18 protein-coding genes are annotated in these 24,736 nt (G+C 70.2%); 7 read left to right on the top strand and 11 right to left on the bottom strand.

Features of this window, described 5'->3' with window-relative positions; all coding sequences use genetic code 11:
• Positions 1-55 precede the first annotated feature (55 nt).
• Both QTN24_RS19120 and QTN24_RS19115 read right to left on the bottom strand, forming a co-directional pair.
• Positions 56-571 (bottom strand): hypothetical protein, encoded by a 516-nt coding sequence (locus tag QTN24_RS19120; RefSeq protein ID WP_124685631.1) that lies wholly within the window; start codon positions 569-571, stop codon positions 56-58.
• A gap of 89 nt (positions 572-660) precedes the next feature.
• Positions 661-1,923, bottom strand: coding sequence for an MFS transporter (locus QTN24_RS19115; protein ID WP_313839023.1), 1,263 nt, complete (start codon positions 1,921-1,923; stop codon positions 661-663).
• A 165-nt stretch (positions 1,924-2,088) separates the two neighbouring features.
• On the opposite strand from QTN24_RS19115, the gene QTN24_RS19110 reads away from it, so the two are divergent.
• Positions 2,089-3,030, top strand: coding sequence for a LysR substrate-binding domain-containing protein (locus tag QTN24_RS19110; protein WP_124685633.1), 942 nt, complete (start codon positions 2,089-2,091; stop codon positions 3,028-3,030).
• Here QTN24_RS19110 and QTN24_RS19105 read toward each other — a convergent pair.
• Positions 2,987-3,271 (bottom strand): DUF2917 domain-containing protein, encoded by a 285-nt coding sequence (locus QTN24_RS19105; protein WP_313839022.1) that lies wholly within the window; start codon positions 3,269-3,271, stop codon positions 2,987-2,989. The genes QTN24_RS19110 and QTN24_RS19105 overlap by 44 nt on opposite strands.
• Before the next feature lie 180 nt (positions 3,272-3,451).
• Between QTN24_RS19105 and QTN24_RS19100 the strand changes: the two genes are divergently transcribed.
• The gene (locus QTN24_RS19100; RefSeq protein ID WP_124685635.1) at positions 3,452-3,850 is read left to right on the top strand and encodes a hypothetical protein; all 399 of its coding nucleotides are present in this window, start codon (positions 3,452-3,454) and stop codon (positions 3,848-3,850) included.
• Between the two features lie 8 nt (positions 3,851-3,858).
• Here the strand turns inward: QTN24_RS19100 and QTN24_RS19095 are convergent, their stop codons facing one another.
• The 4 genes from QTN24_RS19095 to QTN24_RS19080 form a co-directional block, all read right to left on the bottom strand.
• Entirely contained in the window at positions 3,859-5,502 is a 1,644-nt protein-coding gene (locus QTN24_RS19095) for a phospholipase D family protein (protein ID WP_409559053.1), read from the bottom strand.
• 279 nt (positions 5,503-5,781) lie between these two features.
• The gene (locus QTN24_RS19090; protein WP_313839201.1) at positions 5,782-7,248 is read right to left on the bottom strand and encodes an efflux transporter outer membrane subunit; all 1,467 of its coding nucleotides are present in this window, start codon (positions 7,246-7,248) and stop codon (positions 5,782-5,784) included.
• A gap of 2 nt (positions 7,249-7,250) precedes the next feature.
• Positions 7,251-8,846 (bottom strand): MDR family MFS transporter, encoded by a 1,596-nt coding sequence (locus QTN24_RS19085; RefSeq protein WP_124685637.1) that lies wholly within the window; start codon positions 8,844-8,846, stop codon positions 7,251-7,253.
• The gene (locus tag QTN24_RS19080) at positions 8,839-9,981 is read right to left on the bottom strand and encodes an HlyD family secretion protein (RefSeq protein ID WP_313839020.1); all 1,143 of its coding nucleotides are present in this window, start codon (positions 9,979-9,981) and stop codon (positions 8,839-8,841) included. The genes QTN24_RS19085 and QTN24_RS19080 overlap by 8 nt, the downstream gene beginning before the upstream one ends.
• Before the next feature lie 102 nt (positions 9,982-10,083).
• Here QTN24_RS19080 and QTN24_RS19075 point away from each other — a divergent pair, with 102 nt between their 5' ends.
• Entirely contained in the window at positions 10,084-10,800 is a 717-nt protein-coding gene (locus tag QTN24_RS19075) for a CerR family C-terminal domain-containing protein (protein ID WP_313839019.1), read from the top strand.
• A gap of 403 nt (positions 10,801-11,203) precedes the next feature.
• On the top strand, positions 11,204-11,623 hold the full coding sequence (locus tag QTN24_RS19070; RefSeq protein ID WP_313839017.1) for a copper resistance protein CopQ: 420 nt from the start codon (positions 11,204-11,206) through the stop codon (positions 11,621-11,623).
• A gap of 212 nt (positions 11,624-11,835) precedes the next feature.
• Here the strand turns inward: QTN24_RS19070 and QTN24_RS19065 are convergent, their stop codons facing one another.
• A complete protein-coding gene (locus QTN24_RS19065; RefSeq protein WP_313839015.1) occupies positions 11,836-16,155 on the bottom strand; it encodes a response regulator in 4,320 nt (1,439 codons plus the stop codon).
• A 165-nt stretch (positions 16,156-16,320) separates the two neighbouring features.
• Here QTN24_RS19065 and QTN24_RS19060 point away from each other — a divergent pair, with 165 nt between their 5' ends.
• Together QTN24_RS19060 and QTN24_RS19055 are read left to right on the top strand one after the other, a co-directional pair.
• Entirely contained in the window at positions 16,321-16,779 is a 459-nt protein-coding gene (locus QTN24_RS19060; protein WP_124685641.1) for an ion channel, read from the top strand.
• A 256-nt stretch (positions 16,780-17,035) separates the two neighbouring features.
• The gene (locus tag QTN24_RS19055; protein WP_313839200.1) at positions 17,036-17,908 is read left to right on the top strand and encodes a MipA/OmpV family protein; all 873 of its coding nucleotides are present in this window, start codon (positions 17,036-17,038) and stop codon (positions 17,906-17,908) included.
• Between the two features lie 22 nt (positions 17,909-17,930).
• Here QTN24_RS19055 and QTN24_RS19050 read toward each other — a convergent pair whose 3' ends face one another.
• The 3 genes from QTN24_RS19050 to QTN24_RS19040 form a co-directional block, all read right to left on the bottom strand.
• Positions 17,931-18,596, bottom strand: coding sequence for an alpha/beta fold hydrolase (locus tag QTN24_RS19050; RefSeq protein ID WP_313839013.1), 666 nt, complete (start codon positions 18,594-18,596; stop codon positions 17,931-17,933).
• A gap of 127 nt (positions 18,597-18,723) precedes the next feature.
• Positions 18,724-19,035, bottom strand: coding sequence for a hypothetical protein (locus tag QTN24_RS19045; protein WP_124685643.1), 312 nt, complete (start codon positions 19,033-19,035; stop codon positions 18,724-18,726).
• A 122-nt stretch (positions 19,036-19,157) separates the two neighbouring features.
• Entirely contained in the window at positions 19,158-22,913 is a 3,756-nt protein-coding gene (locus QTN24_RS19040; RefSeq protein WP_313839008.1) for an autotransporter outer membrane beta-barrel domain-containing protein, read from the bottom strand.
• A gap of 307 nt (positions 22,914-23,220) precedes the next feature.
• Here QTN24_RS19040 and QTN24_RS19035 point away from each other — a divergent pair, with 307 nt between their 5' ends.
• Positions 23,221-24,393, top strand: a complete 1,173-nt coding sequence (locus QTN24_RS19035; protein WP_253700310.1) for a GGDEF domain-containing protein — start codon at positions 23,221-23,223, stop codon at positions 24,391-24,393.
• Positions 24,394-24,736: the final 343 nt, after the last annotated feature.

Below are 24,736 nucleotides of genomic sequence, written 5' to 3'. Positions count from 1 at the left end.
GTGTGGCGGTGCGGGGGGCGAGCCATTATAGGCCGGCGCCGGGCCGGCCCGGCGGCTACTTCCGGCTGCGCTCGCCGCCGCGGGCGTCCTGGATGATCATCGTCCGGTCCAGCACGCCGTTGTCGTCAAAGTAGGCGCTGAAGTGCGCCGGCACGTAGCCCGGCAGGTACATGCGATAGGACCATGCCTCGCGCTTCATCAGCGAGTAGTACTGCACCGGCTCGCGCGGGCGGCCCCAGCGCTCCAGCACGTCCTGCTTGGTCCAGACGCCGGGCCGGGCCGTGTAGATCTCCGCCTCGGTCAGCGTCTGGCGGAAGCCGGTCAGCCGGCCGCTGGCGTCAAAGTCGGCCACGTAGATCTCGTAGCCGTACGGCTGCTTGGAATAGATCCAGCGCTGCGTGCCGTTGGCGAGCTGGAACGTGTCGGTGGGCGCGCCAAACGTGTCGCGCACGGCCGACTGCGGGCTGCCGATCAGCTTCTGCCCCGTGTCCACCGGTTGCAACGATGCGCAGGCGCTCAACGCAACGGCCGCGGCGATGGCGGCCATCCAGACAGGGAATCGAATCGGCATGGCGGGCTCCGGAGAATCTGTGCGGGGACGGACGTGCCAAGCATACTCCACCTGCCGCGCCGCGCACTGCCCGCCGGCCGCCCGCCGGATCAGGGCCGCGCCTGCCGCCACGGCACGCGCACGATCTCACGGTCGTCGATGGGCCAGTGCAGCGCCGCGGCCACCACGCCCAGCGCCATGGCCCCCATCCACACCAGATCATAGGAACGCGTCAGCTCGAATACCAGCCCGCCCAGCCACACCCCCAGGAACGATCCCAGCTGGTGGCCGAAGAACACGAAGCCGAACAGCGTGGTGATGTAGCGCACGCCGAACACCTGCGACACGATCCCGCTGGTCAGCGGCACGGTGCCCAGCCACAGGAACCCCATCACCGCCGCAAACCCGTACAGCGTCACCGGGCTCAGCGGCAGCAGCACGAACAGCGCCATGGCTGATGTGCGCGCCAGGTAGATGCCCGCCAGCAGGTACTTCTTCACATGCCGGCCGCCCAGCCAGCCAAACGCGTAGGTGCCGCCGATATTGGCCAGCGCGATGATGGCCAGCGCAATCATCGCGCTGGCCGGCGCCATGCCCTTGTCGCGCAGGTAGGCCGGCAGGTGGTTGGCGATGAACGCGAGCTGGAAGCCGCACGCCAGGAAGCCCAGGTTCAGCAGCCAGAACCCCGAATGCCGGAACGCCTCGGCAATGGCCGCGCCCATCGGCGGGTGGCTGCCGCCCGCATCCGCGCCGGGCGCGCGGTCCTGGAACGGCAGCGCCAGCGGCAGCAGCACCAGCGCCGCCACCGCGAACACCATCAGCGCGAGTTGCCAGCCCGCCACCGACAGCAGCGCCTGCGCCGCCGGCACCATCAGGAACTGGCCGATGCCGCCCGCCGCCCCGGCAATGCCGAGCGTCCGGCTGCGCGCCGCGGGCGGCACCATGCGGCTCAGCGCGCCGTAGACCACGCCGAACGTCGTTCCCGACTGCGCGATGCCGACGAGGATGCCCGCCGCCAGCACGAACGCGGTGGACGACGGCGCCATCGACATGCCCCACAGCCCGGCCGCGTACAGCGCCAGCCCGCCCAGCATCACCTTCCACGACCCGAAGCGGTCCGCCACCATGCCCGTGAACGGCTGGGCGATGCCCCACACCAGGTTCTGCACGGCCATGGCAAAGCCGAAGGCCTCGCGCGTCCAGCCGCGCTCCGCCACCACGGGCAGCAGGAACAGGCCCTGCACGTGGCGCACGCCCAGGGCCAGCCCCATCACCAGCCCGGCCGCCAGCAGCAGGAAGGCGGGCCCGCGCCACCACGGCGCGGCGTCGGGCTGCGATGCGCGGGCATCATGCGTGGCAGGGGTGCGGATCATGGCGGTCTCCCGGAACGGGGTGGTTGATCCTTGCGATTTCATGCGATCGGGGCGCGCCGCGCAAACGACTCTTCGGGCCGCCAGGCATTCCCACGGCGCATGGCAGACGGTCGGCATTCCGTGCTGTAATGGGTGCCCGTCCCCGCCATGCCCGAGTCGCCCGCCATGTCCGTCCCCCTCGTCCGGCTGTTCCCGCTCGACCTGCTCAAGGGCTTCGTGGCCGTGGGCCGGCGCATGAGCATCACGCAGGCGGCCGACGACCTGTGCCTGACCCAGTCCGCCGTGAGCCGGCAGATCCGCGCGCTCGAAGACCAGCTGCAGGTGCGGCTGTTCGTGCGCCAGCATCGCGGCGTGGCCTTCACGCCCGAGGGCGAGCGGCTGTTCCGCAGCGCCGACGGCGCCGTGCAGCAGTTGCAGGACGTGGCCGCCGAACTGCGCAAGCGCGACGGCCGCCAGCCGGTCACGGTGACGGCCAGCATCGGCGTGGCGGGGTTGTGGCTGCTGCCCCGGCTGGGCAGCCTGCAGCGCCGCCATCCGCAGCTCGACGTGCGGCTGTCGGCCAGCAACCAGATCAGCGACCTGCGCGCCGACGGCATCGACCTTGCCATCCGCTACTGCCCGGCGTCGGCCGCCCCGTCGCACGCGATCCGGCTGTTCGACGAAACCATCGCGCCCGTGGCCAATCCGTCGCTTGGCGTGGGGCGGCTGGCATCCGCCGAGGCACTGGCCGACCTGCCGCTGCTGGAATTCGACGATCCGCGCCCGTGGCTGCACTGGCGCAACTGGCTGGGCGCGCAGGGCTACCGCCACGCCAGCCGGCGCGGCATGCTGCGCTTCAACCAGTACGACCAGATGATCCATGCCGCGCTGGCCGGCCAGGGCGTGGCGCTGGGCCGGCTGGAACTGATCCGGGCGCTGATCGACGGCGGCCAGCTCAGCGTGATTGCGTCGGCCGGCGCGGCCATGCCCAGCCCCAACGCGTTCTGGCTGATCCACGCCACCGAGACGCCGCGCGACGACGTGCGCCACGTGGCCGACTGGATCGCCGAGGAGGCCGCGGCCGTCAGGTCGGGCGCAGCACCAGCCGCTGCTGGCCGCCCGGGATGATCTGGCATTGCGCGGTGCTGCCCGCCGCCGTGCGCAGCGCGCTCAGGAAGTAGATGCCGTCCGCGTCCACGCGGCAGCGCTGGCCGGCCAGCAGGACGACGTCGGCCGATGGCCGCGCCGGGCGCCCGGCGTGGCGGACTTCGGCGGTCATCCACAGCCGGCCGGCACGGCACGCCACTTCGGCGCCCGCGCGCAGTGTCACCGGTACGCAATCCGCGTCGATCAGCAAATCCCAGGTCATGGCAGCTCCGTTTGCATGCCTGGAGTGTGGCAAAGCGGCGCCGGCCTGCCATGACCAATCGGGCGCCCAGCCATGACTTTGGCGCCACGGGACCTACGAAGGGGCTACAGAAACGGGGCGGGCTGTCCGTTAAGATGGGCGTCGGCGCGCAATCTATCGGCCCCCAGCGGGCCACACACCATGGACCCCATCTCGTTCGAATTCGTCACGGTCGAAGAAGCCCGGAAGGTGCTGGACGACGGCCCGCCCGCCATGCCGGCCGTCGACTGGAGCGAGCTGCGCCAGCCCGACAACCCGGTCAACCTGTCGCTCACGCCCACCGCGCTGCGCTGGCTGGCCCAGTTGCCGCGCGAGGTGCGCCCGCTGGAGCTGTTCTATGCCTACCCGCGCATCGGCAACCAGCTTGGGGCGCTGGGCAACGCGGCGGCCGTATCGGCGTTCCTGGCCGGGCTGCTGATCGACGACCGGGGCGGCCGGCAGGGCTTTCCGGGCGGCATCGCCGGCGAACTGACCCGGCTGCAGGACTTCCTGCTGCAACTGCTGCAGCCCGGCGGCGGGGCCGACCTGCCGGCGGCATAGCGCGCGGCCTAGAGCTGGTCTTCCACCGGCAGCCACTGCAGCACGCCGATCCCCATCCGCTGCCAGACGTTCATGTCCGGCTCGGAATCGAACGTTTCCTCCTTGCCATTGTTGCGCGTGGTCCACGTCAGCGATTCGGCACCGTTGGCATCCTTCTTCAGTTTCACCCGGTAGGCGATGTCGATCAGCCGCCGGTCCATGTCCTCCACGAGCTGCCGGGACAGCGCCGGGCTGTCCAGCACCACGCCCATCTCGGTATTGAGCTTGATCGAGCGCGGGTCCAGGTTCATCGAGCCGATGAACAGCAGGTGGCGGTCCACCGCATACGCCTTGGCATGCAGGCTGGCCCGGCTGGACGCGAACATGCGGTGCTTGGTCGACCGGCTGCGCGCCAGTTCGGCATTGGCCGCCGTGGCCTTCAGCTCCCACAGCTCCACGCCGGCCCGCAGCAGCGCCTTGCGGCGCGGCGCGTAGCCGGCATGCACGGCCGACACGTCGGTGGCCGCAAAGGAATTGGTCAGCACGCGCACCTTGACGCCGCGCCGGGCAATGCCGGCCAGCCACTTCTCGTTCTCGTCGTCGGGAACGAAGTACGGCGACACCAGCACCAGCTCGGTCTGCGCCTTTTCCAGCATCGCGCGCAGTTGCGGAATGGCATGCGTGGACGGGTCGTCCTCGTCTTCCTCGATCTTGTCCGCCTTGTCCGCGATGACCCGCGCGCCGCCCATGAAGCCGGGCAGGTGGCCCACCTCGATCCCCTTGGCCAGGCCGGAATCGAGCAGTTCCTGCACGAACGGGCTGGCCCGCGCCAGGTCGCCGCGCGCCTCGATCCGCTTGCGGAACGCCTTGAGCTCCTCGGGCGCCTCCTTGCCCTCGGGCGTCAGCGTGGCCACCGGGTAGGCCATCTCGCTGTTCCAGTATTCGTCGAAGACCTTGCTGGCGGCCGGCACGACCGGCCCGGCCACCATCACGTCGAGGTCGCTGAACGCCATGTCCGGCTTGGCCGAGAAATACGCATCGCCGATGTTGCGCCCGCCCATGATCGACACCAGGTTGTCGACCGTCATCTGCTTGTTGTGCATGCGCCGGTTCAGCCGGCCGAAGTCCCAGACCATCTCCAGCCAGCGCGCCTTGCGGTTGGCGAACGGGTTGAAGATGCGGACCTCGATGTTGGGATGGGAGTCCAGCGCGGCCCAGACCTTGTCCTGCTTGGCCGTGTGGATGTCGTCCATCAGGATGCGCACGCGCACGCCACGGTCGGCGGCGTCGATGATCTCGCCCAGCAGCGCACTGCCGGTGGTGTCGATGTCGTAGATGTAGTACTGGATGTCGAGCGTCTTCTGCGCGGCCCGTGCCAGCGCCACGCGCGCCGTCAGGGCGTCCGGGCCGGCGCCCAGCGGGTAGAAGATCGACTGGCCGGGATTCTTTGCCAGCCGTGGCGCCAGCGAGCGGGCCAGCAGCGTGTTGCCGGTGTCGGTGGCCGCGTAGCTGGGCGTGCGCCCGGCGTTGGCCGGCAGGCTGGCGCACCCGGCCAGCAGGCCCAGGCAGAGCGACAGGACCATCACCCACACCAGCGAGCGGGCCTGCCCCCAGCGGCGCGCCGCAGCCGGGGCCGCCGCCGCGGCATTCCATCGAATCAGCGCCTGCGCCATGGTGTTCTCCCCGATGGTTCAGCCGGTATCCGTTCGGCCGCTGCCGGCGCTACCGTGTCCCGCATGCTCCCCACCGCCTGGTTGTTGTCGACCGCGCCGTTGGGACAGCCTGCCCACGACGATTCTATCCATTCCCATCCGCTTGCCAGTGTGCGGCGCACCCCGCTGGCGGGGTAGTCGGCGCCGTCCGGTTCGGCTGTCGGCGTTTTTCTGGCAATTGCTGCACCCGCACGCGGCACGGGCGCCACGCGGGGGCGGCGGCGGGGCGGCGGGGCCGGCCTACGATGCCGGAGCGGCGGGCGTCTGCCAGCCCAGGCCGAGCGATTTCTGCAGCGAGACAAAGTCCTTGAGCAGGTCGGCGTCGCCCGAGATGCGGTTCTGCTGCGCCACCACGCGCGTGCGTTCCACGTCCAGCCATTCGAGCATGCTGGCCGTGCCGGCGCGGTAGCGCTGCTGCTGCAGCGTCGACGCGCGATCGGCCGACTGTTCCACACGCCGCAGCACCACCACGTGCTCGCGCTGGTGGCCGTAGCGCGACAGCGCCACGTCGGCGTCGCGCAGCGCCTTGAGCACCGTGCCGCGATAGTTGGCGTCGGCCTCGTCGCGGCCGGCCTCGGCGCTGTCCACGCCGGCCGCCACCCGGCCGAAGTCGAGGATGTTCCATTGCAGGCGCGGCAGCGTCAGCCAGGTGCCGTTGTCCTTGCGCGCAAGGTGGCCGGGGTCCATCGCGCTGAAACCCAGCGAGCCCAGCAGCGACAGCTTCGGGAACCAGTCGGCCTTGCGCACGCCGATCTGCGCCGTGCTCGATGCCAGCCGGCGCTCGGCCGCGCGGATGTCCGGGCGCGCCCTGAGCAGCGTGGCGGGGTCGCCCACGGCCACGGTCTCCGGCACGGTCGGCAGCGGGCGCGGGGCGGCCAGTTCGGCGTCGAGCGTGCCCGGCGCGCGGCCGGTCAGCAGCGCGAGCTGGTCGAACGATTCGGCAATGCCGGCCTGCACCGGCGACATCTGCGCGCGGGTGTTGTCGAGCTGGGTCAGCAGCCGCTCGACCTCCAGTTGCGATGCCACGCCACGGGCACGCCGCTGCCGGGTCAGGTCCAGCATGTCGGCCTCCAGCGTCTCGGACGCCTGCAGGTGCGCCAGGCTGGCCTGCTGCTCGCGCAGCGTGATGTACGCCTGCGCCACCTCGGCGGCAAGCTGCACGTGCGCGTCGGCCAGCTGCGCCGACGCGGCATCGGACTCCGCCGACGCGGCCTCGATCGAGCGGCGCGTGCCGCCGAACAGGTCGATCTCCCAGCTTGCGTCGAACGCGGCGACGTAGAGCGACAGCGGGCCCCTGCCGCCACCGGACGATTCGCCGCCCGACAGCGCCGACAGGTCCGGCGACCGCGTACGCAGCATGGCGGCATCGAACCCCACCTTCGGCAGCAGGTTGGCCTTGTTGCTGGCCAGCCCGGCACGCGCCTGGCGCACCCGGGCGCGGGCGGCGTCGATGTCGGGGCTGTCGCGCAGCGCGGTCTCGATCAGCGCGTCCAGCTGGCTGTCGCCCAGCGCATGCCACCAGTCAGCCGCACGCGGCGCGGCCGGCTCGGCGCCGGCCGGCGCGTGCGGAAAGCGGCCCGCGTCGATGGCGTTGGCAGCCACCTGCCGCGCGCTACGGTAGTCGGGGCCGACGGTGCAGCCGGCGGCCAGCAGCGCCGCGGCCATCGCCAGCAGGCGGGGCAGCCTGGCACGGGAAAAGACAATCATCATCAGTGACCGGTGGAAACGGGGGCGCCCGGACGGGGCGGCTTGAGCAGCAGCGCCAGCGGCACGCAGCACAGCAGCGCGATGCCCAGCGCATAGAAGGTTTCGGAAAACGTCATGACGGCCGCCTGCCGGGCGATCTCGCCGCTGAGCTGGGCCACCGCCTGCAACTGCGCGTGGGCGTAGTCGCCGCCCTGCGCCACGAAGCTTGCGATGCTAGACGCCATGTGCTCCTGGCCAATCGCGCCATTGGCCGTGACCGATTCGCGGATCACCGCGTCGTGGTAGGCGTTGCGGCGGTCGATCAGCGTGCCCAGCAGCGCCAGCCCGATCGACCCGCCCAGGTTGCGCGCCATGTTGTAGAGCCCTGCCGCGTCGCCGGCCTCGTGGGTGGCCACGGCCGCCATCGACGCCTGGTTCAGCGGCATCATGGCCAGGATCTGGCCAAAGCCGCGCAGGATCTGCGACGCCGTGAAGTCGTGGCCTACGCTGTCCACGGTCAGGCCGATGTCGAGCATGCAGCTCGCAAAGAAGCAGACCAGCCCGGTGATGACGAGCCAGCGGCTGTCGAACTTGCCCAGCATGCGCGGCAGCACCGGCATCAGCAGGAACGCGGGCAGCCCGGACAGCAGCATGATGCCGCCGGCCTGCTCGGCGTTGTACCCGGCGATCAGCGACAGGAACTGCGGCAGCAGGTACGACACGCCGTACAGCCCAGCGCCGACCGTCGTGACGATGACGATCACGCTTGCGTAGCTGCGGTTCAGCAGCAGCCGCAGCCGCACGATGGGCCGCTGCGCCGTGAACTGGCCGATGAACATCATCGTCAGCCCGATGGCCGACAGCACCGACAGGTAGATGATGAACCGCGACTCGAACCACTGCTCGCGCTGGCCTTCCTCCAGCACCACGGTCAGCGAGCTGAGCCCGATGGCCAGGCCGACGATGCCCAGCCAGTCGGCCTTGAAGAACGCCTCCACGTCGGCCCGCTCGGGCTTGAGCCCGAAGTACAGCAGCGGCACCAGCACGGCCGTGATCGGCACGTTGAGGAAGAAGCACCAGCGCCAGTTGATGTTCTCGGCCAGCCAGCCGCCCACCACGGGGCCCAGCAGCGGCCCCAGCAGCACGATCAGGCCGAACATCGACATGCCGATGGGCATCTGGTGGCGCGGCAGCCGGGTGCGCACGATGGTCTGCGCGGTCGGGATCATCGCGCCGCCGGCAAACCCCTGCCCGATGCGGCCGATCACCATCGCGGTCAGGCTATGCGACAGCCCGCACATGACCGAGAACGCCGTGAACAGCAGCGCGTTCCACATCAGGAAGCGGCGCAGCCCGAACACGCGCGTCAGCCACGCCGTGAGCGGGATGATCACGATCTCGGCCATCAGGTAGCCGGTGGACACCCAGGTGCCCTCGGTGCCGGCCGCGCCAATCTGGCCCTGGATCTGCGGCAGCGCGGAGTTCGTGATCGAGATGTCCAGCGTGGCCAGCAGCGCGCCCAGCGAGCCGGCGGCCACGGCGATCCAGTCGGCGGCCGTCGCGTTGGGCTGTGGCGCCGCGCCCGCGGCCGGCTGGCCGGCGGCGGCCGCCTCAGCCATGGCTGGCTCCGGCCGCCGGCGCCTGCGCGCGGGCCGGATGCAGCTCGCGCGTATCCACGTCGACCACGACGGACAGCCCCGGCACCAGCACCGGGCGGGCATCGTTCGGCACGTCCACGTGGATGCGTACCGGCACGCGCTGGACGATCTTGGTGAAGTTGCCGGTGGCGTTCTGCGCGGGCAGCAGCGCGAACTGCGAGCCGGTGCCCGGCGACAGGCTTTCCACCACGCCATGCAGCGGCTCGCCGGACAGCGCATCGACATGCAGCGTCACCGGCTGGCCAGCGCGCATGCGGCCGACCTGTGTTTCCTTGAAATTGGCGGTCAGGTACAGGTCCTGCACCGGCACCACGGTCAGCAGCCGCGTGCCGGGCTGGGCGAACTGGCCCACGCGCACGCCCTTGTCGGCCACGCGGCCCGCCTTGCTGGCGCGCACCACGGTGTCGTCCAGGTCCAGCCGCGCCTTGCGGGCGCTGGCTTCGGCCACTTCCAGCTGGGCCTGGGCCTGCTGCAGCCGCGTCTGCAGCGTCACCACCTGGCTCTGCTCGACCTTGAGCGCCGCCTCGTTGGCGGCCAGCGTGGTGGCGGCGCGGGTCTGGGCGTTGCGCAGCTCGGCCGTGCGTTCCTCGGTCTCGGCGCCGGTCCGGACCAGCGGCGCGTAGCGTTCCACCTGCGACGCGGCGTAGCGCGCGTTGGCACGGGCGCCGTCCACCTCGGCGGCGGCCTGTGCGATGCGGGCCTTCTGCTGCTGCAGGTCGGCATCGGCGCGGGCCACATCGGCCTGGCGCGACGCCACCGTGGCCGTGGCCTCGTCCAGCGCCGCCTGGTACTGGCGGTTGTCCAGCCGCACGAGCTGCTGGCCGGCGGTGACCTGCTGGTTGTCGCGGACATACACCTCGGCCACGTAGCCGCTGACCTTGGGGGCCACGGTCACGCTGTCGGCCTGGATATAGGCGTCGTCGGTGCTTTCGATGAACCGGCCGTACAGCCACCAGCGAACGCCGAACACCAGCGCAACGAGCAGCAGCGCGCCGCCGATGCCGAACAGGATGATGCGGCGGCGGGTGGATCGGGAAGCGGAAACGGATTGCGGAGCGGCGCCGGCGGGTGCGGCGACCGAGTCGGGGGCGGACATGGGGCGTGGGGGCTTTTGTGTGGAGTGCCGCGCAATTATTCCATTTGGAATAAATCAGTCAACTGATATATTTCAGCCTGTTCACACAGGGGATGGGGCGACATGGCGCGACACAGGCCAGCGGCGGAAGGCGGCTACCAGCGTGGGGAAGAGACCCGGGCGCGCATCATCGAGGCGGCGATGCGGCTGTTTGCCGCCCACGGCTTCGACGGCGCGTCCACGCGCGACATCGCCCGCGAGGCCAGCGTCAACGCCCCGGCCTTGCAGTACTACTTCGACAACAAGGAAGGGGTCTACCTGGCCTGCATCGACTACTTTGTCGAGCGCGCCTGGGCGACGTTGCAGGACGTGGTGGCCGCCGCCGAGGCCCAGCTGGCGCGGGCCGACCTGTCGGATGCCGAGCTGGTCGACATCTACCTGGCGCTGCAGGCCCGCTTTGCCAACTTCCTCTATGAATGCCCCGAGACCGACCACTGGCGCCAGTTCATGGCCCGCGAGCGCGCCGGGCTGGGGCCGCCCACCGCGTTCGAGCGCATCGACGCGGGCATCAACCGCCGCCTGTTCGCGCTGACGTCGGCACTGATCGGGCGGCTGACCGGCCGGCCGGCCTCTGACGAAACCACGCGCATCCGGACCATCGCCATCGATAGCCAGATTGCCGCCTTCAAGGTGATGCGGCGTCACGTGCTGCGCGCGCTGCAATGGGAACGCTATGGCGAGGACGAGACCCGCCGTGTGCAGGAAGTGCTACAGGAACACACGCGGATCTTGCTGCTCGGGCTGGTGGCGTTGCGTGACCGCCAAGGTTCCACGAACTAGAGCAAACACTCTAATCGAGGGCGATCCCTCGATAGCCACCGTCAACTTTTCGTTTGAAATCAGTCACGTAGCGGCCATCGCCTGACCCCGTAGTAACCCGTCCAAACTCGCAATTTGGCGTTTCTACGATTGTGCTCCGCAAAAACTCCTTGCTTGTCTATCTAGTAGTAGATACTATTCGAGCCATGGACGACGCCGAGCGGCAAGACAGCAGCAAGAAGCAAGACGCAGCCCGGCAGATTCCACGCAACACCCGCAGTCAGCAGTACCGGAAACGGTTCTTTTTTTAGCGCAGCGAATCTACCTACCAGTAGATAGCAAGCAGGAAGAACCGGACATCGAACAGTATCCGGCCCCGCGATCCACAGCGTGATCGCCCGGCCAACCAGACAGGAGAGCCATCATGACCGCCAAGACCATCCTTTCCGCCGCCGCCCTTGCCGCAGCTTTCGTGACCGGTGCTGTGCAGGCCGCCCCCGCCGTGCAGAAGGCCGGCGAAGTCTACGGCTACAGCTTCCGCGTGCAGGACGCGCGCAGCAGCTTCACCGACGGCGCCCGCCAGGGCCAGTTCGACACGTTCTCGGAAGGTGCCCGCGTCGGCAAGGCTGACCCGTTCACCGATGGCGCCAAGGTCGGCAAGGCCGATCCGTACACCGACGGTGCGCGCATCGTCGCCGGCCTGGACCGCGTGGGCGTGTCCGCCAGCCCGGCCCGCAGCGCCGACCCGTACTACGACGGCGCCCGCAGCGTGAACCAGCCGCGCAACCCGTTCTATGACGGTGCCCGCACCCGCGACATCTACACCGACGGCGCCAACGCCTGAGCCCCGCCCGATGCAGGCGGCCCAAACGCAGTAGCCGGAGTCCATGACGGGCTCCGGACCCTCTCCACGGAGCCCATCATGACTTTCCGCAACAGCGCCCTGATCGTTGGCGGATGGCTGGCACTGACCGCCGCCAGCGGCGCCGCAGCCGCCCTCGTCGCCACCGCCCTGCCCGTCTGAAGACACCGAAGGCCGCCATCTGGCGGCCTTTGTCATTCCCCCGCCGGCCGTGCCTGCAGCAGGTTGATGAAATCTGCCAGCGCGTACGGCTTGCGCAGCGACACCGCGTGCGGCAGCGCGGCGCGCTGCGCCGGCGTCAGCACCACGTCGTAGCCGCTCACGAAGATCACGCGCAGCCCCGGCCGCAGCCGGCAGGCGTCGATGGCCAGGTCCACGCCCGATACCCCGCCCAGCCCCACGTCCGTCAGCAGCACGTCCACGCCATCGGCGCGCAGCGCGGCCATCGCCTCCACGTCGTTGCGCGCCTCGACCACGTCGATGCCGAACATCCGCATCAGCTCGGCCGTGCTGGCGCGCAGCAGGTCGTCGTCCTCGACAAAGACCACGCGCTGGCTGCGCGGCGGCACCACGCCCGGCCTGCCATCGGGCACGTCGGCCACCGGCTGCGGCGGCGCCCCATCGACGAGCCGGGTGTGCGCGGGCTCCATCGGCACCGCCGACAGCCGCGCGCCGCCCGCCAGCACATGCCGGACCTTGCGCGCCAGCGCGTCGTGCGTGTACGGCTTGCTCAGCAGTTCCACGCCGGGATCGAGCCGTCCCGTGTGGACGATGGCGTTGTCCGTATAGCCCGACGTGAACAGCACCGCGATGCCCGGCAGCCGCTCGCGCACCTTGCGCGCCATCTCGGTGCTGCGCAGCGGCCCCGGCATGACCACGTCGCTGAACAGCAGGTCGATCGGCACGCCGCTCTCGACGATGGCCAGCGCGCTCGTGGCGTCACGCGCCTTGAGCACGCGGTAGCCCAGGCTGCCGAGCATCTCCACCACCGTCGCCCGCACGTCCTCGTCGTCCTCCACCACCAGCACCGTCTCGGTGCCGCCGCCGGCCGGGCCCACGTCCACCTCGGTCTCCAGGTCCTCCGCCTCGTGCGCGCGCGGCAGGTACAGCCGCACCGTGGTGCCGACACCCACCTCGCTGTAGATCTTCACGTGCCCGCCCGACTGCCGCACGAAGCCGTAGACCATGCTCAGGCCCAGCCCCGTGCCCTGTCCCTCGGGCTTGGTCGTGAAAAACGGCTCGAAGACCTGTTCCTGGATATCGGGCGGCATCCCGGCGCCGGTGTCGGTCACGGCCAGCATCACGTACTGGCCCGGCTCCACGTCGGCGTTGCGGCGAGCGTAGACGTCGTCGATCACCGCGTTGCCGGCTTCCACCGTCAGCCGGCCGTGGCCGTTCATCGCGTCGCGCGCGTTGATGGCCAGGTTCAGCAGCGCGTTTTCCACCTGGAACGGGTCCACCAGCGTGTTCCAGAGCCCGGCCGCGATGACTGTTTCGATCTCCACGCCGTCACCGAGCGCCCGCCGCAGCATGTCGTCGAGCCCGCGCACGAAGCGGCCCAGGTTGACCACCTTCGGCGCCAGCGGCTGGCGGCGGCCGAAGGCCAGCAGCTGCGACGCCAGCTTGGCGCCGCGCGCCACGCCGGCCAGCGCGTTACGCACGCGGGTCTCGGCGCGGTCGTCGCCGGCCACGTCGCGGGTCAGCAACTGCAGGTTGCCGCCAATCACCTGCAGCAGGTTGTTGAAATCGTGCGCCACGCCGCCGGTCAGCTTGCCGATGGACTCCATCTTCTGCGCCATGCGCAGCGCCTCGTCGGCGTGCCGCAGCGCCTCGGCCGCGTCCTTGTCGCTGGTCACGTCGCGGCCGACGCCATGGATGCGCCCGCTGGCCGGATCGATCGACAGCGTCCACGCCATCCAGCGCACCGCCGTGCTGGCGCACAGCATCCGGCATTCGTAGCGCACTGGCGCGCCGTGCTGGCGCAGCGCGATCAGTTGCTCGGTGACGGCCACGAGGTCCTCGGGATGCACGAACGCCAGGCAGGAGCGCCCGGCCAGCGCCGCGGCGTCGTGCCCGAGCGTGCGGTGCCACGACGGGCTCACGCGTTCGAGCATGCCGTCGACGCTGGTCACCATCAGCAGGTCCTCGCTCAGGTCCCACAGGCGGTCACGGTCGGCCACGGTCTCGATCACGCGGCGCTCCAGCGAATCGTTCATCGCGCGCAGTTCGCGCTGGGCCTGTCCGCGCAGCCGCGACAGCCGCAGGTTGGCCGCCACGCGCGCCAGCAGCTCGCGGGCGTTGAACGGCTTGATCAGGTAGTCGTCGGCGCCCGAGGCCAGGCCGCTCACGCGCGCTTCCTCGCCGGCGCGGGCCGACAGCAGCAGCACCGGCGTCTGGCGCAGCGCGTCGGACGCGCGAACTTCGCGCAGCAGGCCAAAGCCGTCCAGCCGCGGCATCATCACGTCGGAGACGATCAGGTCCGGCAGGTGGCGCTGCGCCAGTTCCAGCGCCTCCTGGCCGTCGGCCGCCACCAATACCTCATGGCCGGCCGATGCCAGGATGCGGCGCATGTAGTCGCGCAGGTCGGCGTTGTCGTCGGCCACCAGCAGCCGGCCGCGCACGTCGGCCTGCGCATTGTCGGTGGCGATGGCGGGCAGCGGCGTCGCCGGAGTCTCGTCGGCCTCGGGCATCCAGCGCCGCGCCGCATCGGCAAAGGCCAGCGCGCGGGCGCTGGCGGCCGGCGCCGGGGGCGCGGGCTCGGCCACGCCCACCGTGCGCGGCAGCGTCACGCGGAAGCGCGACCCCTCGCCCGGCGTGCTGTCCACCTCGATCGTGCCGCCGTGCAGCCGCACCAGTTCCTGCACCAGGGCCAGCCCGATGCCGCTGCCTTCGATGGACCGGCCAACCGCGCCGGCCACGCGGTGGAACCGTTCGAACAGCCGGGGTAGCTCCTCGGGCGCGATGCCGATGCCGGTGTCGGTCACGCTCAGTTCCACCTCGCCCGTCTGGCGCATCCGCACGGACACGCCGATGGTGCCCGCGTACGTGAACTTGAACGCGTTGGACAGCAGGTTCAGGACCACCGTCTCCCACATGTCGCGGTCCACCGCCACGGCCACCGGCAGCGGCGGGCAGTCCACGCGCAGCGTCATGCCGGCCGATTCGATCGCCGAGCGGAACAGCGACGCCAGGTCGGCCGTGAACGCCGGCAGGTCCGTGGGCTGGGCGTGCATCTGCACGCGCCCGGCCTCGATGCGCGAGAAATCCAGCAGCGCGTTCACCAGCTTCAGCAGCCGCTGCCCGTTGCGATGGGCGATCTCGGCCAGCGCACGGTCCGGCTCGGGCACGCCGTCGCGGCCGAGCATTTCCTCCAGCGGGCCCAGCATCAGCGTCAGCGGCGTGCGGAATTCATGGCTGATGTTCGAGAAGAACGTGGTCTTGGCGCGATCCAGCTCGGCCAGCGCCTCGGCCCGGCGCCGTTCCTCCTCGTAGGCGTGCGCGTAGCTGATGGCCTGGCCGATCTGGCCGGCCACGAGGTCCAGGAACGCGCGGTAGCGGTCGCCGAACAGCCGGCACGGGTTCAGGCCGACCACCAGCACGCCGCTGGGCGCGCTGTCGCCCGACAGCTGCACGGGCAGCACCACGGCCGCGCGCGGCGGCATCTGCCAGGCGCCACCGGGCAGCGGCGTGGCAAAGCGGGCGGACAGGTCGCCGACGTGGACCGGCTGGCCGGCGCGCATGGCGTCGCCCGCGGGCCAGGGGGCGGCCGGGTCGTCGGCATCCAGTTGCGCGGGCGCGGCCGGATGATCGGCGGCCAGCCCCGTGGAGCCGGCCAGCGTCAGCGTGGTGGCGCCCCGGCCGGCCAGGTAGAGCAGCGCGAACGGGATGTCGTACGGGTTGGTCCGCAGCGCGGCCACGCCGAGCCGGCAGGCCTCGGCGCCGCTGCGCGCGTTGTTGGTCGACGACGCCAGCTCGCGCAGCAGGTTCAGCTGGCGCTCGGCCACCACGCGCTCGGTGTCGTCGCTGTTGGCGCAGATAATGCCGCCGGTGCCGCCGTTGTCATCCGGCACCGGGCTGTACGAGAACGTGTAGTACGTCTCCTCCGGGTAGCCGTTGCGCTCCATGATCAGCAGCTTCTGCTCGACGAACGTGCCCTCCACGCCGTTCATGGCCGTGGCCAGCAGCGGGCCGATCTCCGGCCAGATCTCGCGCCAGACGCGCGCCGTCGGCTGGCCCAGCGCCACCGGGTGCTTGCCGCCGATGATCGCCTTGTACGGGTCGTTGTAGAAGAAGTACAGCTCCGGGCCCCAGCCGATCCAGATCGGCTGGCGCGACGTGAGCATGATCCGGATGGCCGTCTTCAGGCTCTGCGGCCACTGCGCGGGCGGGCCCAGCGACGTGGCGGTCCAGTCATGCTGGCGGATCAGGGCCGCCATTTCGCCCGCGCCGGCCAGGAATGCCGGGGCGGTGCCATCGTGGTCGGTCGGCGGCAGGAAGCCGTCCGCTGTCGTCATTGCTGTTCTCCCCGTCGCGCCCGCGCTGGCGGGGCGAGACGATTCTCCGGGCGCGGCGCCGCGCTGGCAACCCCGCATTGTGTCCGTTTGCTCACACCCTTGTGCATTTACATGGCCGGGGCCGCCGTATAGTCTGGCCATCTCCGCGTCCTTTGCCCGCCGCCGATGGTCGACACCCCGCTCAACTACCTGCTTGCCGTGGCCCTGACCGCCACGCTGACGCTGCTGGCGGTGGCCATCCACTACGAGGCGCTACGGCTGATTTCCGAATTCCATCCGCGGCGGCTCAGCGGCAAGCTCAATATTGGTGCAGTGATCGTGCTGATCATCGTGACCCACTGCATCGAGGCCATCGTCTTCAGCGCCGGCTACTGGCTGGGCGCCGACGTGCTGGCCATCGGCCAGCTTACCGGCATGCGCGAGCACGGCCCGGTGGCCTATATCTATTTCTCGCTGGAAACGTTCACGACCCAGAGCATCGGCGATATCTTCCCGATCGGGCCCCTGCGGCTGCTGGCCTCGGTGCAGCCGCTGGTGGGCCTGATCCTGATCGGCTGGTCCACGTCGTTCACCTTCCTGATCATGCGGCGCGACTGGCGCGGCGAAGAGGAAGGCCACGGCTAGGGGCCGGGATACGTGCCAGTTTCGATGGTAGGCAGGGCCGGCTGACCTCGGAATCGGCGTCCTTCCTACACGGTTGTGGGAGACAGGGAAGTTGCCGGGCGCCGGCTTCGGTGAAAAGATAAGTTGCCGTCATCCCGGCGGCCCCGCATCCCGCCTCAAGTCGATTCCGCCCCGGCCCGCCGGGGCAACAAGAACACCGGAGAACCACGTGTCGACCATCCTGGATAGCCAGCCCTGGCGCGTCCCGTCCCACCTCCTGCCATCCCGTCCGGCGCGCCGCCACGCCGCACGATGGCTGGCCCTGGCGCTGCTGGCCGCCCTGGCGCTGCTGCTGGCGCCGCGCGCCCACGCCCAGACGCCCGCGCCGCTGGCCGAGTGGCAGTACTCGGTGGGGGTACCGCTCAAGAAGATGTTCGTGGGCGAGCCCGACCACGACTGGGACGTGCGCGTGGGCGCCGCCCTGAGCGCCCGGCCGCGCTACGAAGGCACCACCAATTACTACCTGCTGGGCGGGCCGGTCATCGACATCCGCTACCGCGACCGCGCGTTCTTTTCCACCGGGGAGGGGCTGGGCTGGAACATCATCCACACCCCTAACGTCCGCGCCGGCGTGGCGTTGACGTACGACCTGGGCCGCCGCGAGAAAAAGGACCACGAGCACCTGGGCGGCCTGGGCAACATCGGCATGGCGGCGGAAACGAAGGTGTTCGCCGAGTACGTGGTGTCGAAGGAATTCCCGCTGGTCATCCGCGCCAACATCCGGCGCCAGTTCGGCGGCGCCAACGGCGTGATCGGCGACATCGGCGCCTACATGCCGCTGCCGGGCAGCAGCGACAAGTTCTTCTGGTTCGCGGGCCCGACCATGACCTTTGCCGATTCGGCCTACATGAGCCGCTGGTACGGCGTGACGGCCGAGCAGTCGGCCCGCTCGGGGCTGGCGCAGCACCGCGCCGGCGCCGGCATCAAGTCGTACGGCGGCGGCGTGTCGGCCATCTGGATCTTCAACAAGCACTGGTTCTCGACGGCCGACGTGGGCATGTCGGCGCTGGTCGGCGACGCGCGCAGCAGCCCGGTCACGTCGCGCTCCACAAGCTGGACCGGCGACATCTCGATCAACTACCAGTTCTGACCGGCGCGGCGGCCCGGGGGCGTCAGTCCTCGCGCCGCGCCAGGTAGCCCTCCACCACCCGCTTCAATCCCGGCAGCTTGCCCGTGAAGAAATGCCCCGCGCCGGGCAGCACGAACACGGGCAGTTCCTGCGGCCGTGCCCAGTTGAAGACGTTGGCCAGCGGCACGCGCTCGTCGTGCTCGCCGTGTACCACCAGGCTGTGGGCCGGCACCGCCGGCGTGTCGTACGACAGGTGCTCGGACAGCGCGCCAGCCGGCATGCCGGTCAGGATCAGGTGCGCCACGGCCTCGCCGTCGGCGGCCAGCCGCTCCGCGGCGCGGGCCTGGATGAATCCGCCGAACGAGAAGCCGGCCAGCGCCAGCGGCAGCGCCGGATGCGCGGCCCGCACGTGGCGGATCACGGCCAGCACGTCGTCGGTCTCGCCATCCCCGTCGTCATACTGGCCCTCGCTCTGGCCCACGCCCCGGTAGTTCGGCCGCAGCGCCAGAAAGCCATGCGCCTGCAGCACGCGCGCCAGCAGTTGCGGAATCTTGTGCTCGGCGGTGCCGCCCTGGCTCGGGTGCGGATGCGCGACCACGGCCACGCCACGGGGCGCGCCATCGGGCGGGTCGATCAAGACTTCGAGCTGGCCGGCGGGTCCGGCAATGAACTGGCGTACGGTGGTGGCGGGGGTGAAGGACGAGGACATGGAACGGCGCAGGCTCGGTGGCTGGACGGGAAAAGGCGAGGCCTGCCCTGGCAGGCATTGTGCAGCCGCAGCATACCGCCAGCCGGACCCGCGCGGCAATCTCCGCGCCCGCAGGGCGAGGCGTGGTTCAGTGGGGGTGGTCGGCCTTGATGACCGAGGCAATCTCCTGGCGCCGCACGCTGACGACGTCGTCGAGTTCCAGCCCCTCGGCCACGACCAGCATCTCGGCGCCGCGATTGATGCCGTAGATCACGCCGTACCAGAGATCGGGCCCGGCCACGGCGTTCAGCCGGACGCTGAACTCGGTCTCCATGTCCTGGCTGAAGACGGTCACCAGGTCGCCGACCTCGGGCTTGGCGGCCTCCTCCGCCAGCGGATATTCCCGGGCCGCCACCGTCAGTGGCGTCTGCGCAATGCCGCGCGCAAACCTCGCTTGCATCGTTGTCTCCTGCGCGTTGTTTTACCTTGTAAGGATATAGGCGCCGTCCGAAAAGGCACGGTAAACCTCGGCCCGCCCGGCCGAACCGGCGGCGGCATCACCCGGTGGCCGGCGCGGCCGGCTCACCACGCGTAGCGCACGCCCAGCAGCCCTGTGATGCTTTCGTATCCGCCGTTGCCGTACTGGTAGCCAAGGTTGCCCCAGAGCCGCCAGCGCTGGCCGATGCGCGCCTGCGCGCCGACCTTCGTCTCCACGCGGTTGCGCGGGCCGTCCTGCGTCACCACCACGCCGTCGAACGCCATCGCGTTGCCATGGCTGTTGTGCCACCAGTTCAGCTCCAGGTACGGCATCCACGTCGGCACGCCCTCGCCGGCCGGCGCGTGGAACAGCCGCGTGCCGACGCGCGTGGCCACGCCGCCGCTGCGGTCGCTGCGGACCACCGTGCCGGTGCGCTCGGTATGGCTGCCGGCGTGGTAGTCCGTGTAGACCAGTTGCACCTGCGGCTCGACGTGCACCACGCCGACGCCCGTGTGTCCCACCGGCAGCGCCCAGCCGGCCTCCACCGACCCTGACCAGAGCTGGCTCGTGTAGTCCTCGCCGGCCAGCCCGCCCCCCTTGACCGTGTGCCGGAAGTTGCCGTACTGGACCCAGCTGTCGACATAGGGGCCGGCGGGGCCCTCGGCGTCGCGGTGCCACGTGCCGTAGAGCCCGGCGGCCACGCCGTTCACGGTGCCGCGCGCGATGGCCGGGTTGTCGCGCGCGCTGGCGTGCGTGGTGGACGTGCCGTAGCCGGCCATCACCCCTGCCTGCCAGCGCCCGCTGGCGGTCACGCGGTGCAGCACGTCGATGCCGGCCTGCATCACGAAGGTATCGGCCGACGCGGCAAGGCGGCCGCCGTCCGCGTTGCCGTCGGCATGGCCGCCCGCCAGCCTGGCCCAGCCGGTGGACCGTGCCGGCCGCCCCTGGCCCGGCCCGTCCGAATCGGGCAGCCCGGCGCGGTCGTGGTACGTGTGCTGGAACATCGCCTGCGCCACCATCTGGTTGGCCAGGTAGGCGCCGGTCTCCGGGCGCGGTACCGGCGTGGGCGCCGCCGACAGCGAGCGCAGATACCAGTCGCCATCGTCGGGCGATGCCACGCCGCCCTGCTGCAGCGCGTATTCGTAGGCGCCGGCCACGACCCGGCCATCGAGCGTGAACACGCCGTCCGAGCGCCCGTCGACCTGGACGATGCGGATGCCGTTGACGGTCCGCGCGCCCGCGCCGCCGGCATTGCGGATGCCCACCAGCGTCTGGCCCGACGTGTTGCCGTTGATGACCAGCCGGTCGGTGGCCGAATTGTCGTCGCCAAGCGCGGTGTAGAGCGTCAGCCGGCCGCCGTTGCCGGTGTAGTCGCCGCCGACGGTCAGCGTGCTGGCCGGCACCGGGCTGCCCATGCGGATTTCGCCATGGTTGACCAGCGAGCCGGCGATGGCGAACACCCCGGCCGGCCGGCCGTCGAACCCCGGCGCGGCATCGGCCACGGCCAGCACGCCGTGGTTGACCACCGAACCGCCCACGCCGCCATAGCCGCCCAGCAGCGCGCCGGGCGCCACGGTGACCTGCCCGGTGCCGGCCAGCCGCGCGCCGTTGTCCAGGATCAGCGCGCCGGCATCGACGGTGGTATTGCCGCCGTAGGTCTGGTCGCGCGTCAGCGTCAGCGCGCCGGCGCCGGTCTTGCCAAGCCCGCCGGGGCCGCTCACGACGCCATCGAACGCGCCGTCCGCCGCCTGATTGAGCGTCAGCGTTGCCGTCCCGAGCGCCACCGCGCCGCTGCCAGACAGGTTGTTGACCGTCTGGTCGAAGCCGCCCAGATCGAACGTCGCGGCCGGGCCCAGGCTGACGCGCTCGCTGGCGGCCACCACGTTCGCCGCGCCGGCCAGCAGCGTGCCGGCTTCCACCCGGGTCGGGCCGGTATAGCGGTTGGCCTTCGACAGTTGCAGCGTGCCAGGCCCGAGCTTGGTCAGCGTGCGGCCGTCCCAGCCCGTGGCCGGGTTGGGCGCCTGGTCGATCAGCCGCGCGTCGAGCTCGAACTTGTCGTCGGGATCGGCCAGCGTGAACGTGCCGGCGGCAAGGTCGGGCGTCGTGCTGTGGGCCGCGTACCAGGTCAGGCCCAGGCCGACGACAAAGCTCTGCGGGCCGTAGCTGGAGGTCAGCGTCAGGTAATCGGCCGCGCTCGACTTGCCGCCCAGCCGCACCGCGTCGAACGTGCCGGTGAGCCCGTTCGGCGTGTTGGCGTGGATCACGGTGAACGCGCTCGACGCCAGTTCGGACACGCTGGCGGCGTCGTCGGCCGAATAGCCGACCAGGTTGAACGTGGCGCCCGGGCCGATGGTGGCGGTGCTGGCCGTGATATCGCGCTTGTTGCGGCCCACGGCCACGTCGAGCGTGCCGTTCATTGTGAAACTGTTGCCGACGGTCAGCGACGAGCGGCCCGCGATGGCCGTGGTTGCGCCGGCTTCGGTCGTGAAATCGCCCGTGGTCGTGAACGTGCCGTCCTGGCCCAGCAACAGCGCGCCGCTGCGCACCGACACCGCGCCCTGCGTCGATCCCGCGCCGGTCAGTGCCGTGATGCCGGAGCCGGCCTGGATCAGCGTGCCGGCGCCGCCCAGCACGCCGGCGATCTGGAAGTTGTCGCTGCGCCGCAAGACCAGCTCGCCATCGTTGGCGAAATTGCCATTGACGAAGCCGCCCGCGCCGCCCGTTCCCAGCGTCAGCCGGCCGGTGCTGCCAATCGTCGTGCCGCCCGTGCCCGCGATGGCGACCGTGCCGCCGAGCGCCAGGTTGCCGTCGACCGATACGGTCGCCGCGCCGCTGCCCTGCATGCTGACATTGCCGGTGAGCGTCCAGTCGGCGCCCGCGCCGGCCGCCAGCGAGGCAAACCCGTTGCCTTCGGTGGCCGTGAAGTCGCCGGCCTCGGTGCCGGTGCCGGACAGCGCGATGGCGTTGCCGGTGCCCTGGCTGGCCACCACGACGTTGCCGGTGCCTTGCAGCACCGACCCGGTGCCCAGTTCCACGCGGTTGTTCGCCCCGGTCAGCAAGATTGCCGGCCCGCCCCCGCCGGCAATCACGCCGTTGTTGGTCAGCGTGCCGCCCTGGCCCAGCTGCACGGCCGTCCCCACGTTGGCCACGATCGACCCGCCCGCGGTGTTCACGATCCGCACCGCATTGGGCGTCGTGCTGCGGATGCCCCCGATATAGCCTTCGATGCTGCCTTCGTTGCGGATGTCCACGGTGCCGCGCTCGATGATGATGCCGTACGCATAATCGCGGTTGCCGACGCCGCTGCGGATTGACGCGCCGGCGTGATTATTGATGGCGACCGTGCCGGTGGATTCGATATAAATGCCGTCGGCGGTGGAGCGGACGGTGCCGGAGGTGCCGGCATTGATCGTGCCGTAATTGTCGATGGTGCCGCTGGTATCGGTGTCGTAATAAATCGCATGGCTGGCCTGCACGCTGATATCGCCATAGTTGACGACATTGCTGCCCACGCCCCCGCCCGTCATCAGCACGCCAAAGGTATTGCCGTGCACGAGCCCGCTGGCCTGGTTGACGAAGGTGCCCGGCACGTTGAACCGCACCGCCGACGCCCTGCCGTCCAGCGACGACTGGATGGTGCCGGCGCTGGTGAACGTGACCGGGGCGATGCCGGCCACCGCCACCGCATCGCCATGCTGGGCGGATACGGTGGTGCCCGCGTCGAGCTGGTAGGCGGTGTCCGTGGATAGCGTCACGCCCGTGGTGCTGGGCCCCACCACCGTTGCCGACTGCGCGGACGTGGCCACGCCCACCAGTACCGTCGCACAGACACCGCGCCTGCCATGGATCCGTTTTCTCATAGGCCGCACCCATCTCCGGAAAAGCGATATTCCACGCCACCGCAATGGATTATCAAGATAATCCATCCGCGATTATTAATATCGCAAAGACTGACTTTGAATGGAAATGCCGCCGATAATCCGGATGCATTTATCGGATCATTTTTATATCAACCATCCGTATCAATCAAATGGGTCACCGGAAAATGTGGAAAATCGCCGCCCGGCCACGGCGCGATGCGGCGGTGTTGCAGGCACGCCGCCGGCGCGTGCACCCCACCGAATCGGTGCACGCGGCGTAACGTGCCTCTGGCAGAATGCATGGGCGATGACCCAACGCTACTCCCCCATGTTCCTGTCGGGCCAGGTCTACAGTGCCCCGCGCTGGCCCTTCACGCGCTGGGTTGCCGAACCTGGCCGGGACGTGCCGGCCGAAATCCGCGAGGCGCTGGTGGGCAGCCTGTTCGGCACGCTGTCGATCTTCTTCGGCGGCATCCTGAACACGCTGATGGTGGCCACCGTCATCACGCTGCATCTGCGCCGGCCCGAATTCCTGGTCTGGCTGGGGCTGGAAGCGGTCATCTGCCTGGCGCGCGTGGTCGTCCTGTTCCGCGCCCGCGCCGCCGCCCGGCAGGGCCGCGCCACGCCCACCGACCTCCATATCCTGCTGACCCTGGCCTGGGCGGCCAGCGTCGGGCTGGGCGCCTACCTGAGCGTCATCAGCGGCGACTGGCTCAGCGCGGCCATGGCGTGCCTGTCGGCCGCGGCCATGTGCGGCGGTATCTGTTTTCGCAATTACGGCGCGCCGCGCCTGACGGCGCTGATGATCCTGCTGAGCCTGGGCCCGATCTGCGCGGGCGCGCTGCAGGCCCACGAGCCGCTGTTCCTGCTCACGCTGCTACAACTGCCCGTGTATGTCTTCAGCATGACCAGCGCGTCGTTCCGGATGAACGCGATGGTGGTGGCGACAATGCGTTCCGAGCGGGAAAACGCCTACCGCGCCCGCCACGACTCGCTGACCGGGCTGCTGAACCGGTCGAGCCTGCTGGCGGAAATCCGCGAGGCCAGCGCGCTGCGCATGGCCGCCGGCCGCTACCTGACGCTGCTCTATATGGATCTGGACGGCTTCAAGCCCGTCAACGACTCGTTCGGCCATGGCAGCGGCGACGAGTTGCTGGTGCGGGTGGGCGAGCGGCTGCGCGGCGCCGTGCCGGGGCGCGGGCTGGTCTACCGCATCGGCGGCGACGAATTCGTGATCGTGCTGCGCAACGAAAGTACCCAGAGCGTGCAGGCGCTGGCGCAGGACCTGCTGCGCGAGGTAAGCGCCCCCTACCTGCTCTCCTCCGGCCACCAGGCCCGGCTCGGGGTCAGCATCGGCATCGCCCATGTGCGGCCCGAGGGCCTGACCGCCGACGACATCCTGCACCTGGCCGACCGGGCGCTGTACCGCGCCAAGGCGCGCGGCAAGGGCCAGTTCCAGTTCGCCACCTCCGACGACTGACCGGGCGGCCCCGATACTGCCGACCTAGTAAAAGATTTAATTCTGTAACACAAAAGTCTGATGCCTATCAGAGGCATTGATCAATACGATATGACTTGTCGCATTCCATCTGCGATAGTTCCACCTGTCTCCCGCCGGTCGCACCGCAGCGCCGGTGGCAGCCTGGAAGCAGACCCACAAACGTCCACGCATGACCCGCCCGTCGCGCGCCATGCACCAAGGAGTCCAGTCCCATGAAAAAGCTCACGACCGCTTTCGGCGCGCCTGTCGTCGACAACAACAATATCCAGACCGCGGGCCCGCGCGGCCCGGCACTGCTGCAGGATGTCTGGTTCCTGGAAAA

Origin of the sequence: Cupriavidus sp. SZY C1 (assembly GCF_032190535.1) — a bacterium.
GTDB lineage: Bacteria > Pseudomonadota > Gammaproteobacteria > Burkholderiales > Burkholderiaceae > Cupriavidus > Cupriavidus pauculus_C.
The sequence above is the reverse complement of the archived record's forward strand: the minus strand, read 5'-3'. Positions and strand labels throughout refer to the sequence as shown.

Bases quoted from the DNA above. Each gene is read 5' to 3' on its own strand.
- QTN24_RS19120 (WP_124685631.1), bottom strand. From the start codon at position 571: ATGCCGATTCGATTCCCTGTCTGGATGGCCGCCATCGCCGCGGCCGTT.
- QTN24_RS19045 (WP_124685643.1), bottom strand. From the start codon at position 19,035: ATGCAAGCGAGGTTTGCGCGCGGCATTGCGCAGACGCCACTGACGGTG.
- QTN24_RS19040 (WP_313839008.1), bottom strand. From the start codon at position 22,913: ATGAGAAAACGGATCCATGGCAGGCGCGGTGTCTGTGCGACGGTACTG.
- QTN24_RS19065 (WP_313839015.1), bottom strand. From the start codon at position 16,155: ATGACGACAGCGGACGGCTTCCTGCCGCCGACCGACCACGATGGCACC.
- QTN24_RS19105 (WP_313839022.1), bottom strand. From the start codon at position 3,271: ATGACCTGGGATTTGCTGATCGACGCGGATTGCGTACCGGTGACACTG.
- QTN24_RS19095 (WP_409559053.1), bottom strand. From the start codon at position 5,502: ATGGCGCAGGCGCTGATTCGATGGAATGCCGCGGCGGCGGCCCCGGCT.
- QTN24_RS19110 (WP_124685633.1), top strand. From the start codon at position 2,089: ATGTCCGTCCCCCTCGTCCGGCTGTTCCCGCTCGACCTGCTCAAGGGC.
- QTN24_RS19090 (WP_313839201.1), bottom strand. From the start codon at position 7,248: ATGATTGTCTTTTCCCGTGCCAGGCTGCCCCGCCTGCTGGCGATGGCC.
- QTN24_RS19115 (WP_313839023.1), bottom strand. From the start codon at position 1,923: ATGATCCGCACCCCTGCCACGCATGATGCCCGCGCATCGCAGCCCGAC.
- QTN24_RS19035 (WP_253700310.1), top strand. From the start codon at position 23,221: ATGACCCAACGCTACTCCCCCATGTTCCTGTCGGGCCAGGTCTACAGT.
- QTN24_RS19075 (WP_313839019.1), top strand. From the start codon at position 10,084: ATGGCGCGACACAGGCCAGCGGCGGAAGGCGGCTACCAGCGTGGGGAA.
- QTN24_RS19060 (WP_124685641.1), top strand. From the start codon at position 16,321: ATGGTCGACACCCCGCTCAACTACCTGCTTGCCGTGGCCCTGACCGCC.
- QTN24_RS19085 (WP_124685637.1), bottom strand. From the start codon at position 8,846: ATGGCTGAGGCGGCCGCCGCCGGCCAGCCGGCCGCGGGCGCGGCGCCA.
- QTN24_RS19050 (WP_313839013.1), bottom strand. From the start codon at position 18,596: ATGTCCTCGTCCTTCACCCCCGCCACCACCGTACGCCAGTTCATTGCC.
- QTN24_RS19100 (WP_124685635.1), top strand. From the start codon at position 3,452: ATGGACCCCATCTCGTTCGAATTCGTCACGGTCGAAGAAGCCCGGAAG.
- QTN24_RS19070 (WP_313839017.1), top strand. From the start codon at position 11,204: ATGACCGCCAAGACCATCCTTTCCGCCGCCGCCCTTGCCGCAGCTTTC.
- QTN24_RS19080 (WP_313839020.1), bottom strand. From the start codon at position 9,981: ATGTCCGCCCCCGACTCGGTCGCCGCACCCGCCGGCGCCGCTCCGCAA.